At 59.7% G+C, this 13,395-nt stretch carries 13 protein-coding genes and 2 pseudogenes; 6 read left to right on the top strand and 9 right to left on the bottom strand.

From position 1 onward, the window contains the following. Nucleotides 1–4: 4 nt before the first annotated feature. The gene (locus ACP7E0_RS13795) at nt 5–1,540 is read right to left on the bottom strand and encodes a sensor histidine kinase (protein WP_426125594.1); all 1,536 of its coding nucleotides are present in this window, start codon (nt 1,538–1,540) and stop codon (nt 5–7) included. Between the two features lie 169 nt (nt 1,541–1,709). Here ACP7E0_RS13795 and ACP7E0_RS13790 point away from each other — a divergent pair, with 169 nt between their 5' ends. The 3 genes from ACP7E0_RS13790 (at nt 1,710) to ACP7E0_RS13780 (ending at nt 3,449) form a co-directional block, all read left to right on the top strand. Further along, nucleotides 1,710–2,264, top strand: coding sequence for a thermonuclease family protein (locus ACP7E0_RS13790; RefSeq protein ID WP_426125640.1), 555 nt, complete (start codon nt 1,710–1,712; stop codon nt 2,262–2,264). Then, nucleotides 2,257–2,895, top strand: a complete 639-nt coding sequence (locus ACP7E0_RS13785) for a uracil-DNA glycosylase family protein (RefSeq protein WP_426125592.1) — start codon at nt 2,257–2,259, stop codon at nt 2,893–2,895. The genes ACP7E0_RS13790 and ACP7E0_RS13785 overlap by 8 nt, the downstream gene beginning before the upstream one ends. A 65-nt stretch (nt 2,896–2,960) precedes the next feature. Next, nucleotides 2,961–3,449: an Lrp/AsnC family transcriptional regulator gene (locus ACP7E0_RS13780; RefSeq protein ID WP_113313440.1), complete on the top strand. Its 489-nt coding sequence runs from the start codon at nt 2,961–2,963 to the stop codon at nt 3,447–3,449. 1 nt (nt 3,450) lies between these two features. Here the strand turns inward: ACP7E0_RS13780 and ACP7E0_RS13775 are convergent, their stop codons facing one another. Continuing rightward, the gene (locus ACP7E0_RS13775) at nt 3,451–4,155 is read right to left on the bottom strand and encodes a DNA alkylation repair protein (RefSeq protein WP_426125591.1); all 705 of its coding nucleotides are present in this window, start codon (nt 4,153–4,155) and stop codon (nt 3,451–3,453) included. Beyond that, a pseudogene (locus tag ACP7E0_RS13770) lies at nt 4,155–5,027 on the bottom strand (NAD(P)-dependent oxidoreductase); the annotation flags it as partial. The pseudogene ACP7E0_RS13770 and the gene ACP7E0_RS13775, both read right to left, overlap by 1 nt. Before the next feature lie 251 nt (nt 5,028–5,278). Between ACP7E0_RS13770 and ACP7E0_RS13765 the strand changes: the two are divergent. Next, nucleotides 5,279–6,250, top strand: a pseudogene (locus ACP7E0_RS13765) (aliphatic sulfonate ABC transporter substrate-binding protein). On the opposite strand, the gene ACP7E0_RS13760 reads toward ACP7E0_RS13765, so the two are convergent. Continuing rightward, nucleotides 6,247–6,459: a hypothetical protein gene (locus tag ACP7E0_RS13760; RefSeq protein WP_426125590.1), complete on the bottom strand. Its 213-nt coding sequence runs from the start codon at nt 6,457–6,459 to the stop codon at nt 6,247–6,249. The pseudogene ACP7E0_RS13765 and the gene ACP7E0_RS13760 overlap by 4 nt on opposite strands. On the opposite strand from ACP7E0_RS13760, the gene ACP7E0_RS13755 reads away from it, so the two are divergent. Then, the gene (locus ACP7E0_RS13755) at nt 6,458–6,838 is read left to right on the top strand and encodes a GFA family protein (protein ID WP_426125589.1); all 381 of its coding nucleotides are present in this window, start codon (nt 6,458–6,460) and stop codon (nt 6,836–6,838) included. The genes ACP7E0_RS13760 and ACP7E0_RS13755 overlap by 2 nt on opposite strands. A 9-nt stretch (nt 6,839–6,847) precedes the next feature. Here the strand turns inward: ACP7E0_RS13755 and ACP7E0_RS13750 are convergent, their stop codons facing one another. The 5 genes from ACP7E0_RS13750 to ACP7E0_RS13730 all read right to left on the bottom strand — a co-directional run bounded on the left by ACP7E0_RS13750 (nt 6,848) and on the right by ACP7E0_RS13730 (nt 10,748). Next, entirely contained in the window at nt 6,848–7,660 is an 813-nt protein-coding gene (locus ACP7E0_RS13750) for a methyltransferase (RefSeq protein WP_426125588.1), read from the bottom strand. 142 nt (nt 7,661–7,802) lie between these two features. Beyond that, entirely contained in the window at nt 7,803–8,069 is a 267-nt protein-coding gene (locus ACP7E0_RS13745) for an usg protein (RefSeq protein ID WP_426125586.1), read from the bottom strand. Nucleotides 8,070–8,223: 154 nt separating this feature from the next. After that, entirely contained in the window at nt 8,224–9,054 is an 831-nt protein-coding gene (locus ACP7E0_RS13740; protein ID WP_426125585.1) for an ABC transporter permease, read from the bottom strand. After that, entirely contained in the window at nt 9,051–9,854 is an 804-nt protein-coding gene (locus ACP7E0_RS13735) for an ABC transporter permease (RefSeq protein ID WP_426125584.1), read from the bottom strand. The genes ACP7E0_RS13740 and ACP7E0_RS13735 overlap by 4 nt, the downstream gene beginning before the upstream one ends. A gap of 111 nt (nt 9,855–9,965) precedes the next feature. Beyond that, nucleotides 9,966–10,748 (bottom strand): ABC transporter substrate-binding protein, encoded by a 783-nt coding sequence (locus ACP7E0_RS13730; RefSeq protein WP_426125583.1) that lies wholly within the window; start codon nt 10,746–10,748, stop codon nt 9,966–9,968. Between the two features lie 379 nt (nt 10,749–11,127). Here ACP7E0_RS13730 and ACP7E0_RS13725 point away from each other — a divergent pair, with 379 nt between their 5' ends. Continuing rightward, a complete protein-coding gene (locus ACP7E0_RS13725) occupies nt 11,128–13,374 on the top strand; it encodes an OmpA family protein (RefSeq protein WP_426125582.1) in 2,247 nt (748 codons plus the stop codon). Nucleotides 13,375–13,395: the final 21 nt, after the last annotated feature.

Genomic DNA, 13,395 nt, shown 5'->3' with positions numbered 1-13,395 from the left:
TCAGTTAGGCGAAGCTCTTCCTGCGGCGCTCGACGGCTGGGGCGTCCTCGATCGCCGGAATGCTTTGCAGCACGCGCTTTGAAGGCAGGATGGCGATGGCCTCGGTGCCTTCGCGCAGTTTCGAGCGCAGGATGAAATCGCCATTGTGCTTGGCCAGGATCGCCTGGACGATCGGCAGCCCGAGCCCGGTGCCCTGTTCGGCGCTCTTGATGGCAATCGAGCCCTGGCCGAAGGCAGATAGCACGACCGGAATTTCCTCTTCGGGAATGCCCGGGCCGTTGTCCTTGATGGACAGGTACTGGCCGCCGCCGGCCGTCCAGCCGACCTTGACCGAAACCTCGCCGCCGGACGGCGTGAATTTCACAGCGTTCGACAACAGGTTCAGGATCACCTGCCGCATCGCCTTCTCATCGACCCAGACGGATGGCATGGCAGTTTCGAACTGCTCGGTGATCGTGATATTCTTCGTCCGGGCGCGCAACTGAACCATGCCGATGCAATCCTCGGTGATTTCTGCGAGATGGACGGCTTCTTCATTGAGATCGTATTTTCCGGCCTCGATGCGAGACAGATCGAGGATTTCGTTGATCAGGTCGAGAAGGTGTTGCCCTGAGCGATGAATGTCGCCGGTATATTCTTTGTAGATCGGATTGTTGAGCGGCCCCAGAACTTCCGTCGACATAACCTCCGAGAATCCAAGGATGGCGTTGAGCGGGGTGCGAAGCTCGTGCGACATGGAAGCAAGGAAGCGGGATTTGGCAAGATTGGCCTCTTCCGCGCGGCGGCGGGCCTCATCGGACATCGACTTGGCAACCTCAAGCTCGGCGATCAGGTCATCTTTCTCTGCCTGGACCGACAGGATATGGACATTGGAGCGGTACATGCGGTTGGTCATGAAGACCAAAAAGACCAGCGAGGTCGAAAGGACCGCGGTCAACGCCATATAACCGGGATTGCCGGATTTGACCGTCAGTCCTCCAAGAGCAAAAATCACCGGGATGAAGGTGATGAGCAGAGCGTTGCGAAGCAGAAACGTTCCCATTGCCGTCGCTGCAAGTGCGATCAGCAGCACGGCGCCTTTGTAGAAGCCGAAATCGGTTTCCCCGCAACTGTTGCAATCCTGCATGATGAAGGCTGCCCAGCAGAGACCCATTATCAACTGGACAATCAGAAAGCGCCGGCGCCACTGCGAAACCTTCTCCGTCGGGATATCCTGGTTCTTGGCGCGGCGTGCCAGCAGGATGCCGATGGCATGGACGCACAGCGCCATCATTCCCCAGGCAACAAAATCCAGGCTTTGCGACAGGTGAACGCCGACCGCGGAGACGAAGATGACGAACAGCGGCATGGCGATGGCGCCCTGCAGCATCGTGTCGATGTGCAGAGCCAGCATTTCCCTGTCGAACCCTGACGCGTTTGACGGGCCGGCCTGCAGGCGTTCACGGGTTGCGCGCACGGCTTTCGACACAGCCGCGTTGCGGTGACTGCGTGACTTATCGACGATATTCTTGTCGGTCGAGGTGCTGACGCCCGTATTCATGATCTCATACGCGTTAACGGAATCCGCTGAACTTTAAGGGGAAATCCTTAAGAAGTTGCTGCAATTTCCTGGGTTTTCGCCAGGATCTCGTCCCGTGGACCGATGGGCGCAGGCCGTAAGGATAATGATGACACGCACGCTCCGGATCGCTCGGGATCTTCTTTTGACGGTGGTGATCCTGCTGTTTGCCGGGCTTATCGCCGTGCGGCTCGACAGTTCCCTGGAGGCCGTGTCGGGGCTGCCCCGGGTTGTCGACGGTGATACGCTGGTGATGGATGGAAAACGTATCCGGCTAGCCGGTATCGATGCACCGGAGCTTCGGCAAGTTTGCCGGCGGAAAGACCGGGATTGGCCGTGCGGCATCGAGGCAAAGAGCTATCTGTCGACGCTGATTGGTCGCGGGAAAACCACATGTGAAGCGGATGGCAGCGACCCGTATGGGCGGCTTCTTGCCGTCTGTACCTCTCAAGATCTCGACCTCAACGCGGCAATGGTGAGAGCCGGTTATGCCGTCGCGTTCGGACATTATGAGCCAGAGGAGGGCGAGGCGAGAGATAAGCGGCTGGGGCTGTGGGCCGGCACATTCGACGCGCCGCGCACCTGGCGACAGACCCATGGTGGGATGGACGAGATGCCCCATATACCGGAGGGCTGGTTGGATAGGGCCATGTCGCGGGCCGGCAACTGGGTTGAGGATGCAATTTCACGGGTATGGAATGACTGACGGGCACGCGAGTGAACTGGAGGATTTGCGGGCGGCGATCGCGGCGTGCCGGATCTGTCGCGATGCGCCGGCGCGCGGTCCGCAAGACCGGTTGCCGCACGAGCCACGCCCGGTGGCGGTGATTTCGCCGGCGGCGCGGATCCTGATTTCCGGCCAGGCACCGGGGCTTCGCGTCCATGAAAGCGGCCTGCCGTTCAATGATGCATCCGGCGATCGGCTGCGTCAGTGGCTCGGTGTGACGCGCGAGCAGTTCTACGATCCCAACCTGTTTGCCATCGTGCCGATGGGGTTCTGTTTTCCAGGATACGATGCTCATGGCAGCGATCTGCCGCCGCGCCGGGAATGCGCACCGCGATGGCGGCAAGAGGTGATCGATGCGATGCCGCAGATCGAGCTTGTGCTGGCCATCGGCCAATATGCGCAAGGCTGGCATCTGGGCGACCGCCGGGCTGCGACGATGACCGAGACGGTGCGCAACTGGCGCGCGCATCTGGGCTCCAATATCGGGCCACCCGTGCTGGCGCTACCGCATCCCAGCTGGCGCAATACCGGCTGGCTGAAGAAAAACCCGTGGTTTTTTGCCGATGTCCTGCCTACCCTGCAAGAGCGCGTGTCAAAATTGATAATCTGAAACAATTTTCTTCCATTTGGCGAATTTGGCGCTATAGAGAGAATAATATTCGAAGGAGGCTCTTCATGGATCGTCTTGACCGCAAAATCCTGCGCCTGTTGCAGGAAGATTCCACACTCGCCGTTGCTGATCTGGCTAAAAAGGTCGGTCTGTCGACGACGCCTTGCTGGCGCCGCATCCAGAAGATGGAAGAGGACGGCGTGATCCGTGGCCGCGTGGCGCTGCTTGATCCGGTCAAGGTCAATACCAAGGTGACGGTGTTCGTCTCTATCCGCACCAACACCCATTCGATCGAATGGCTGAAGCGGTTTTCCGAGGTGGTCGGCGAGTTTCCGGAAGTGGTCGAATTCTACCGCATGAGCGGCGATGTCGATTATCTCCTGCGCGTCGTCGTTCCCGATATCGCGGCCTACGATGCCTTCTACAAGCGGCTGATCACCAAGATCGAAATCCGCGACGTGTCGTCGGTCTTTGCGATGGAGCAGATCAAATACACAACGCAACTGCCGCTCGACTACATGGTGATCGACCAGGCGAAGTCCAGCGAAGACTGAGTTATTCGCTCAGCGGCTGCAGGCCCAGCCGCTTCAAAACGGCGCTGCTCGTGAGTTCACGGACGACGTCCTTGCCGATCCATCGGGCGGTGCGATCCTGCCGTGCGGCCAGGGCCTGCGCCATCGACAGCGCAGGGCCATGACAGCGGGCGCTGCGCTTGCCCGTCTGGCGCAGTGCCCAGTTCACAGCCTTTTTCACGAAATTGCGTTTATCGCCTGCATGGGCCTCGACCAGAGGCAGCCAGGCGATGACGGTCTCGTCCGGCTCGTTTTTCAGGTGAACGGCGCTGACGGCGATCATGCTGAAAGCGGTTCGCCGGACGAACTCCCGGTCGTCGGCGGCGAATTCCGGGATAAGGGCTGCTTCCAGCCGGGCGTTGACAAACAGGTCGGCAACGCTGTCGACGATTTCCCAGGAATTGAAGTCGCCCGCCCATTGTCTGGCTGTTTCGAGCGTCAGCTTTTGCGGTTCCGCAGTCAGGGCTGCGAGCAGCCGGGCTTCGCGGATATTGCTTTCCCACAGTATGAGAGCGCGGCCGTGATCGTGTCTTATCAGCCGGGCAATGTGGTTGAGTGCCGGGTTGGCAATGCCGAGCGCCGTCTGTGTTTCGATACCGAACCGTGCCATGCCGGCAAGGTTGTTTTCCGCCCCTAGTGTTTTCAGATGTGCGATGACGGCATCTGCGGGCGAGGATGGCGTCAGCATTATTTTTCGAGCCGCGCCAGAAGCGACGAGGTGTCCCAGCGGTTGCCACCCATCTCCTGCACATCGGCATAGAACTGGTCGACGAGGGCCGTTACCGGCAGCTTGGCGCCATTGCTGCGGGCTTCGGTGAGCACGATGTCGAGATCCTTGCGCATCCAGTCGACGGCGAAGCCGAAATCGTATTTGCCGGCATTCATGGTCTTGTGGCGGTTTTCCATCTGCCAGGAACCGGCGGCACCCTTTGAAATCACCTCAATGACCTTTTCGATGTCGAGACCGGCCTTTTTGCCAAAGTGAATACCTTCGGCAAGCCCCTGCACGAGACCGGCGATGCAGATCTGGTTGACCATCTTGGTCAGCTGGCCGGACCCGGCCGGGCCCATTAGCCCAACCATGCGGGCATAGGCGTCGATGACCGGTTTCGCGCGCTCGAATACCTGTGGATCGCCGCCGCACATCACCGTCAGCACGCCGTTTTCAGCACCGGCCTGGCCGCCGGAGACCGGCGCGTCGATGAAGTGGGCGCCGCGGGCTGTTGCCGCCGCATCGAGTTCGCGGGCGACTTCGGCCGAGGCTGTGGTGTTGTCGATGAAGATGGCGCCGGTTTTCAGGGTTTCGAAGGCGCCGCCCTTGCCTGTCGTTACCGAGCGCAGGTCATCGTCATTGCCGACGCAGCAGAAGATGAAGTCGGCACCGTCGGCTGCTTCAGCCGGCGTTGCTGCCGCGCGTCCGCCAAACTGGGCTGCCCATTTTTCAGCTTTCGCGGCCGTGCGGTTATAGACGGTCAGGTCGTGACTACCCTTGACCTTCAGGTGCCCGGCCATCGGATATCCCATGACGCCAAGACCAATGAACGCGACTTTAGCCATTCGAAAACTCCCGAAATTTCATTGTGCCGAGACTTAGCCGATGCGGATGGGGCGGGGAAGGCCTGTGATGATCGTATCCAGCCAAAACCGGTTTCGAAACCGTTTTCCTGCCAAGCTGACGTTCACGCGGCAAATTTTGCCGTAATCTCTTCATTTTAGATAATTATAATGTCGATAGAATTTGTGGATTTATTCATCCTTGTTTGCGGAGGCCCTGCTGGACAGCCGGGCGCATCAAGCGAGAGGTGAAGCATATGTTGACCCGCAGACAGACATTGTCGCTTTTGGGCGCGGCCGCGGCGGTGGCGGTCCTGCCCACGACACGCAGCGCCTTAGCATCCGAACCGCTCACGGAGCTGCGCCTCGGCTGGCAGAAGAATGGCGTTCTGGCGCTGGCCAAGGGAACGGGCGCGCTGGAAAAGCGCTTTGCCGATCGCGGCATCTCGATCACCTGGGCAGAATTTTCCTCCGGCCCACCGCTGCTTGAGGCACTCGGCGCCGGTGCTATCGATTTCGGTCCGACCGGTGACGTGCCGCCGCTGTTTGCCCAAGCGGCAGGCGGCAACCTGCTCTATGCCGGCACCTACCGGGGATCCTCGGCAGGTTCGGCCATTTTGGTGCACAAGGATTCGCCGTTCCAGACGGTCGGCGACCTCAAGGGCAAGCGCGTCGCCTTCAAGCGCGGATCGAGCGCCCATAATTTTACCGTCAAGGCGCTGCGCAAGGCCGGCCTCGGCATCACCGATATCGAGGCGGCCGACCTGTCGCCATCGGATGCGGCGGCGGCTTTTGCCAGCAACCAGATCGACGCCTGGTCAATCTGGGATCCGTATTTTGCCGTCGCCGAGAAGGAAGCGACCACGCGCGTGCTGACCACCGCCGAGGGGATCGTCGAATCCTGAAGTTACTTCCTCAGCAATGGCGACTTTACCGCCGCGCACGGCGACGTGCTGGGCGAAATCCTTGACGAGCTGGCGAAGGTCGGGGCCGCAGCGCAAAACGATCTCGACGGCACGATAGCGGCGCTGTCGAAGATTAACGGCGTGCCGGAAGATATCCAGCGGGTCGCGCTGACGCGCAAGGATTTCAGCCTTGCGGATGTTGCCACGCTCGGGCCGGACGCGGTTGCCTACCAGCAGGCGCTGGCCGACGAGTTCTTCAAGCTGCAGATCATCCCGAAACAATTGACGGTCAGCGACATCGTCTGGAAAGGGCGGGCGAGCTAAGGCGAGACCCACGTATCGGCAACGGCGCGCAGCCATTCGGGCTTCAGCGCCGTTTTCCATTCCGGCTTGATGATCCCCGTATCGAGCCGGCTGCCGGATAGTTCCGCGGCACTGCTTGAAGCACCGGTCTTGCGCTGTATGTCTTGTTCAAGACTGCCGTGCACCGGCAGTTGCAACAGCCTGTCTGCAATCCGGAGGACAATATCCATGGCCGATCGACTGAACGCTTCGTGCCGCTGCGGCGGCGTCAAATTTTCAATTCCGGTGGAGTCCGCCGGGGTGTTCTGCTGCCACTGTGGCGATTGCCGCAAGGCGCATGGCAATTACATGGCGGTGATCGGCGCACCGCGCGGCGACGTGCGGTTCGAGGCGGATGGCACCTTGCAATGGTACGGCTATTCGGACAAAGCCCGGCGCGGCTTCTGTTCGACCTGCGGCAGCCGGCTCTTCAAGGACAATATCGGCACCGACCTGCTGATGGTCTCGGCCGGTGTCATCGACGGCGATACCGGCAAGCAAATCGTCAAGAACATCCTGACGGAGTTCAAGGGCGACTGGTACGAGCTGCCCGAGGTTCACGGCGCCTGAGCGCCGCTGTCAGCGCAGTTTTGCAATTACCAGGTGACCGGCGATCGGTTCGCCTTCTTCCTTGCGCACCGTGATATCCGTCAGTTCGACGACATCGAAGCCGATGGCATCGAGCCGCTCGCGGACATAGTTTTCGGCGTGGGCAAAACGCTGGTTCGGACCGACCATGAAGGTCCGGCCGGCAAAGGTTTCCGCAGGCAGGGTTTCGCTCGAGAAGATGAACAGGCCACCGGCATTCATGTTTTCGGCGGCGCCGAAAATCAGGGCTTCAAGCGCGCCGAGATAGGGTAGCACGTCGGTCGCGGTGATGAGATCGAAGGGCTCGTCGTCATTATCCTCGAGGAAATCGACGACTTCGGCGACGTAGAGTGTTTCGTAGATGTCCTTTTCATGGGCGATCTCGACCATGTTTTCTGACAGGTCGATGCCGGTGATATCATCGGCCATGTCGCGCAGCGCACCACCGGTCAGGCCCGTGCCGCAGCCGAGATCGAGCACGCGGGCAAACGGGCCGAGGTTCAGCGCCTGCAGCCGCTGACGCACCAGCATCGGCACGTGGTAATCGAGCTGCTCGACAAGCACGTCTTCAAAGACATCGGCATGCTGATCGAAGAGGGTGGCGACATAGGCGTCCGGCGCCTTGTCGGGCGTCTCGCCGCGCCCCATCGAGGCGATGCGGACGGAAGCGCCGCCGTGATCGTCGGGGTCGATCGCCAGGACTTCTTCATAGGCTTTGACAGCCGCCTCGACGTCGCCGGATTTCTCCAGGGCAAGCGCGCGGTTATAGGCTTCGGCGAGGGCTTCTTCATCGATCTTCTGCATGGCGGCGTCTTTAAGGCGCGGACGAACGTTTGGCAATGCGAAAACCCGCATCCGCAGGCATTTGCGCCCGGAAAGTAACTTCTTGCCGCCGGATTCTATCGCTTGCCACGTCGGGACAAAACGAAATTGGGAAGAACCGGCGTCAGTTGATGATGAACTCGCCCTTGAGCGCCCGCCAGTCCGTCGCCGAGATCAACTTGCGGTGGACGTAGCGTACCGAATGTAGCGGTCCTTCCAGTGTTTCCTGCCAGAATTTAAGAAAACTCTTCATTTCCGGAAATTCCGGCGCCAGGTCGTAGTGCTGCCAGATATAGGTCTGCAGGAAGGCCGGATGATCGGGCATGCGGTAGAGGATCTGGGCCGTGGTCAGGCCGTAACCCTTGATCTGCAGTTCCATTTCGTTCGTCATGTCGGACCTCATCTTGTTCAATGATGGTCCCTGCAATTGAAGCACGTAATTGGTTAATCCGATATTAACAATATATCACGGATGAACAAAATAATGTTCAGAAACAAGAGTTTGGCAGCATGTTGCATCGAGTGCTGCCAAACGTCTCCTTGGTTTAGCGCTTGAGGTGGCGGGTCAGGCGCGTTTCGATCCAGGCCCAGAGATTGCGCAGCATCTCGACCATGATCAGGTAGAGCACGGCGGCCCAGAGATACATCTGGAAATCATAAGTGCGCGAGAAGGCGCGGCGGGTTTCGCCCATCAGGTCGAACACGGTGACGATCGCGACGATGGCCGAGCCCTTGATCATCAGGATGATCTCGTTGCCATAGGGGCGAAGGGCGACGATCATTGCCTGCGGCAGGATGATCTTGAAGAAGGCGACACTCTTTGGCAGGCCAAGGGCCGCCGCACCTTCGTGCTGGCCACGCGGCACGCTCTCGATGGCGCCGCGCAGGATTTCCGCCTGATAGGCGGCGGTGTTGAGGGTGAAGGTGAAGAGTGCGCAGAACCAGGCGTCCTTGAACAGCGACCACAGTCCGACGGCCTCAAGGTAGGGACGGAAACTGCCGAGGCCGTAATAAACCAGGAAGAGCTGGGTGATCAGCGGCGTGCCACGGAAGAAGTAGACGTAGCCATAGGCGATCCAGGAGAGCACCTTGTTCTTGGTCATCCGGCCATAGGCGATCGGCAGGGAAAGAATGCCGCCAAGCACGACGGAGATGGCCACCAGCGTCAGCGTGACGCGCAGGCCGGACAGGAAACTCGGGCCGTATTTGGTGAATTTCTCAGGGCTCCATGATTCGACGGCGAATAGGAAGATGCCGACGGATGCAGCCAGCCACACACCGAGCAGGACATGGCCGATCAGGCGGGAAAACGTGTAACGCTTCAGCGCTTCAGGCGGCGCCGGCAGTGCCGGGAGCATGGTTTCAGCGTGGCTCATCGGGCACCCTCCGAACGTTTGGTCCAGCGCTCAAGTGCGGAAAACACCAGCGAGGAGAGCATTGCCAGAATGAGGAAGAGCAGGCAGGCGATTGAGAAGAATTCGAAGGCATTCTTCGTGACCCGTGCGGCAATGCCGGTCTGGCGCAGGGTATCTGATAGGCCGATGATCGAGACGAGTGCTGTGTCCTTCAGGAGTGCCATCCACAGATTGCCGAGGCCGGGCAGGGCAATGCGCACCAATTGCGGCAGGATGATCAAGCCCATGGTTTTGCCACGGTGAAAGCCCAGCGCGTCGCCGGCCTCATATTGGCCGCGTGGAATGGCCTTGAAGGCGGACAGAAGAACTTCCGAACAATAGGCGGAGAAGACAAGACTTAGGGCGATCATGCCGGCAACGAAAGCATTTATCTCGACGGGGCCCTCGAAGCCGATAGCCGCCATTGCCTGCTGAGCAATGATCTGCAGGCCGTAATAGACTATAAATAGTGTCAAAAGCTCCGGAAGACCTCGAAAAATGGTCGTATAGATATTGACCGCAAGCCGCAGCGACTTTTCCTCGGATTGCTTTGCGAGCGCGATGAAAAACCCGAAGAGCAGCCCGATCGGCAAGGTGCAGATCGCCAGACTGACTGTAATCATGAAGCCATGGGCGATCTCGTCGCCCCAGCCGGTGTCGCCGCAAGCCAGAAGCGTATCTTGAGCAAAGAGCCGGAAGACGCCGATCGGGCCGCATATCGGATCAACAATGCTGGCGAACCACGAGACAATGGAAGAGAGGGCAGCAAAAGCAGCCTGCATATGTCTGATTTCCCCTACACGGCCTTATGGCGCTTATTGTTATTGTCGTTGTCTTGTAAAAATGGCGGAAGGGCAAGCCTTCCGCCATCGTATTTTAGAAGCAAGTAAAAGTTATCCGCCGTAAACGTCGAACTCGAAATATTTGTCGTTGATTTCCTTGTATTTGCCGTTGGCGCGGATTGCCTTGATGGCAGCGTTCAACTTGTCCTTCAGCTCGGTGTCACCCTTGCGCACGGCAACGCCGGCGCCGATGCCGTGAATCTTCGGATCGGGCGTCAATGCCTTCAGGAGCTTGCAGCAGGCTCCGTCCTCGGTCTTCAGCCAGGAGGTCAGAACGACGACGTCATCGATGACGGCATCGACGCGGCCGTTGGCGACGTCGAGCTTGTACTCATCCGGGGTCGGATAAAGCTTCAGTTCGGCATCCTTGAAGTAGGATTCGGCGTAGTTGGAGTGAGTCGTCGACGACTGGGCGCCGAGCGACTTGCCGGCGAGACCTTCAGGTGTCGCGTCGGTGATCGGCGAATCCTTAGGAACGACGATGGCCGGACCGGTGTTGTAATATTTGTCGGAGAAATCGACCTTTTCCAGGCGCTCGGGCGTGATCGACATCGATGCGACGATGGCGTCGAACTTCTTGGCGAGCAGGGCCGGAATGATCCCGTCCCAATCCTGGGTGACGAAGGTACATTCCGCCTTCATCTCGACGCAGAGCGCCTTGGCAATGTCGACGTCGAAGCCGGTCAAGGTGCCGTCAGCTTCAAGATTGTTGAAAGGCGGGTAGGCGCCTTCCGTACCGATGACGATTTTTTCGCCATCGGCCATGGCAGTGCCTGCCATCAGCGCGAAAACGGCAGCGGAAGCTGCCATGGCGAGACGTCTGGAAATACGCATTGTGATCCTCTCTGTTGGCGAGCGGCCGGTTTCTTTTTCTTCGCGGCCGCCGGTATGCCGACCGTCGTTGCGATCGGGCTGGCTCGATACTCCTACGCTTTAAATGAGAAAATCAACAGGAAAGCACTGGTTGCTTGATGAAAAGTCTGCACATCTTCATGCCTTTGCACTGGTTCCCGGCAGAAGCAGGCCTATGTCTGGCGAAGATGAACGCAACATTCATGCTGAGTTAATGCAGGCTTCGGTAATCGTCTTTCATTGATTTGGGCCAGTGTGCCTTCTTTTTACCGCTTGGATCTGCCCAAAGGGGACGAAAGTGGAAGGCCGGGTGCGATTCCGGTCGAAAGCAACAAAACGGGACCTCTGAAGGAGGAAATATATGAGTATTCGATCGAAACTTTTCGCGACGGTCGCCATGCCCGTGCTGGCGGCGTCGATGGTCGTTCACCCGGTGATGGCGAAGAATCTCGCCGCCTCTTTCGACGTGGCGCAGGCCGAGGAAGCGCCGCAGGGCGAAGGACAGTCGAACGAAGAGGAACTGTTGCGGCTGAAGCAACAGCAAGCCGAGGAGGCAGCAAGGGCCGCAGCAGAACAACAGGCAGCGGAACAGCAGGCTGCGCAGGAAGCCGAACAGCAGCGCCAGTTGCAGGAACAGCAGGCGGCCGAGCAGAAAGCTGCCGAGGACGCCGCTGCCGCGGCGGCGGCTGCCGAACGGCAGGCTGCCGAGCAAAAAGCAGCGGAGGATGCGGCAGCAGCTGCTGCTGCACAACAGGCGGCCGAGCAGAAAGCTGCTGAAGATGCCGCTGCCGCTGAACAGCAGGCGGCGGAGCAGAAGGCTGCCGAAGACGCGGCGGCCGCTTCTGCGGCCGAGCAGAAAGCTGCCGAGGACGCTGCCGCTGCGGCTGCAGCCGAACAGCAGGCCACTGAGCAAAAGGCCGCGGACGATGCCGCCGCTACGGCCGCAGCCGAGAAGCAGGCTGCCGAGCAGAAAGCAGCCGAGGATGCCGCGGCCGCGGCAACCGCAGCCGGCAAACAGGCTACCGATCAGAAGGCGACTGACGATGCTGCCGCTGCTGCAGAACAGCAGCGTCTGGCTGATGAGCAGAAGGCCGCTGAACAGAAAGCCGCCGAAGACGCGCAAAAAGCCCAGGAACAGCAAGCTGCTCCGGCTGAGGAGCAGCCGGCCACCGCGGAACAGCCTGCCACCACCGAGCAGCCTGCTGTCGATGGGCAGCAGCCGGTGACTGAAGGCCAGCCCGCAACGGCAGAGCAGCCGCAGACCGATCCTGCCGTAGAGCAGCCGCAGCAGACGACTGAGACACCGGCTCAGCCCGTTGTCGTGCCTGAGATCGTCGATACGACGACCCCGGAGCAGAAGCAGGAAATCGCTGCCGATCCGGCCAAGACGGATGATACGATCGTTCTGCCCATCGAAGGCGGTGCTGCCGTTCTCGACAGCGACAAGGACGCCGACAATGCCGGTGGCCAGACGGCGCGCGATGAACGCAAGAAGCTGCGGGAAAGCCAGCGTGCCGAGCAGGAAGCTGTCGTGGCCCCAACCAACGATGCCGACGCCCAGGCGAAGATCACCAAGGTCGAATCGGAAGCCATTCAGGCTGGGATCACCGAGGAAGGCCAAAAGCTTGACGCCGCGCCGGTCTTCGTTACGCCCGGTGTGATCAATGTCGAGAACAATACGGTCAACAACAACGTGACCAGCAACACCGTCAACAATACGATTACCAACAACAACGTGACGAACAATGTCACCAATGTCGTTGTGCAGCAGCAGATCGATAACCGGACTGTTCTGAGCGTCGACAATCAGATCATCATCCGTAACGACGACCGTCCGCGTCTGCGCCGCGACTCCGAAGAGAGTTTCTACGAGGAGCTTTCACGTGGCCGCGTTCGCGAAACGATTGTCCGTCCGAATGGCTCACGGCTGGTGACGGTTTATGACCGCTATGGTGACATTATCCAGCGCTCGCGCATCAACCGCGACGGCGAGGAGTATCTGATGGTCTATGCGCCGGAGCCGGAAGCGGACCGTCCGCCCCGCATCCGCGACATCGGCTACGAATTGCCGCCGATGCGCCTGAGCATTCCGGTTCGCGATTACATCATCGATACATCGAGCGAGCCGGACCGCGACTACTACGACTTCCTGGCCGAACCACCGGTCGAACGGGTTGAGCGTGTCTACTCGATTGACGAGGTCAAGTATTCGGCCCGTCTCCGCGACAAGGTTCGCCGCATCGACCTGGATACGATCACCTTTGCCACCGGCAGTTCGGAAGTACCGCTAGCCCAGGCAAAGACCCTGCGCAAGGTGGCCAACGCCATCAGCGAGGTGCTTCAAAAGGACCAGGGCGAGACCTTCCTGATCGAGGGCCATACCGATGCCGTCGGCAAGGATCAGCCCAATCTGGTTCTGTCCGATCAGCGCGCTGAAGCGGTTGCCGAGCTCCTGACCGACGTTTATGGGATTCCTCCGGAAAATCTGGTGACGCAGGGCTATGGCGAACGGTTTCTGAAGGTGAAAACCCAGGTTGCCGAACAGCAGAACCGCCGCGTGACAATCCGTCGCGTGACGCCGCTGGTCCGTCCGGTAGCCCAGAAATAGCCATAGTCCGGTCTCTCTGAT

This window comes from Pararhizobium sp. PWRC1-1 (assembly GCF_049897905.1).
In the GTDB taxonomy this organism is placed as follows: domain Bacteria; phylum Pseudomonadota; class Alphaproteobacteria; order Rhizobiales; family Rhizobiaceae; genus Pararhizobium.
The sequence above is the reverse complement of the archived record's forward strand: the minus strand, read 5'-3'. Positions and strand labels throughout refer to the sequence as shown.

What these genes read in the sequence shown, in the direction of transcription:
- ACP7E0_RS13795 (WP_426125594.1), bottom strand. Translation starts at nt 1,540, where the DNA reads ATGAATACGGGCGTCAGCACCTCGACCGACAAGAATATCGTCGATAAG.
- ACP7E0_RS13785 (WP_426125592.1), top strand. Translation starts at nt 2,257, where the DNA reads ATGACTGACGGGCACGCGAGTGAACTGGAGGATTTGCGGGCGGCGATC.
- ACP7E0_RS13780 (WP_113313440.1), top strand. Translation starts at nt 2,961, where the DNA reads ATGGATCGTCTTGACCGCAAAATCCTGCGCCTGTTGCAGGAAGATTCC.
- ACP7E0_RS13775 (WP_426125591.1), bottom strand. Translation starts at nt 4,155, where the DNA reads ATGCTGACGCCATCCTCGCCCGCAGATGCCGTCATCGCACATCTGAAA.
- ACP7E0_RS13755 (WP_426125589.1), top strand. Translation starts at nt 6,458, where the DNA reads ATGGCCGATCGACTGAACGCTTCGTGCCGCTGCGGCGGCGTCAAATTT.
- ACP7E0_RS13760 (WP_426125590.1), bottom strand. Translation starts at nt 6,459, where the DNA reads ATGGATATTGTCCTCCGGATTGCAGACAGGCTGTTGCAACTGCCGGTG.
- ACP7E0_RS13750 (WP_426125588.1), bottom strand. Translation starts at nt 7,660, where the DNA reads ATGCAGAAGATCGATGAAGAAGCCCTCGCCGAAGCCTATAACCGCGCG.
- ACP7E0_RS13745 (WP_426125586.1), bottom strand. Translation starts at nt 8,069, where the DNA reads ATGACGAACGAAATGGAACTGCAGATCAAGGGTTACGGCCTGACCACG.
- ACP7E0_RS13740 (WP_426125585.1), bottom strand. Translation starts at nt 9,054, where the DNA reads ATGAGCCACGCTGAAACCATGCTCCCGGCACTGCCGGCGCCGCCTGAA.
- ACP7E0_RS13735 (WP_426125584.1), bottom strand. Translation starts at nt 9,854, where the DNA reads ATGCAGGCTGCTTTTGCTGCCCTCTCTTCCATTGTCTCGTGGTTCGCC.
- ACP7E0_RS13730 (WP_426125583.1), bottom strand. Translation starts at nt 10,748, where the DNA reads ATGCGTATTTCCAGACGTCTCGCCATGGCAGCTTCCGCTGCCGTTTTC.
- ACP7E0_RS13725 (WP_426125582.1), top strand. Translation starts at nt 11,128, where the DNA reads ATGAGTATTCGATCGAAACTTTTCGCGACGGTCGCCATGCCCGTGCTG.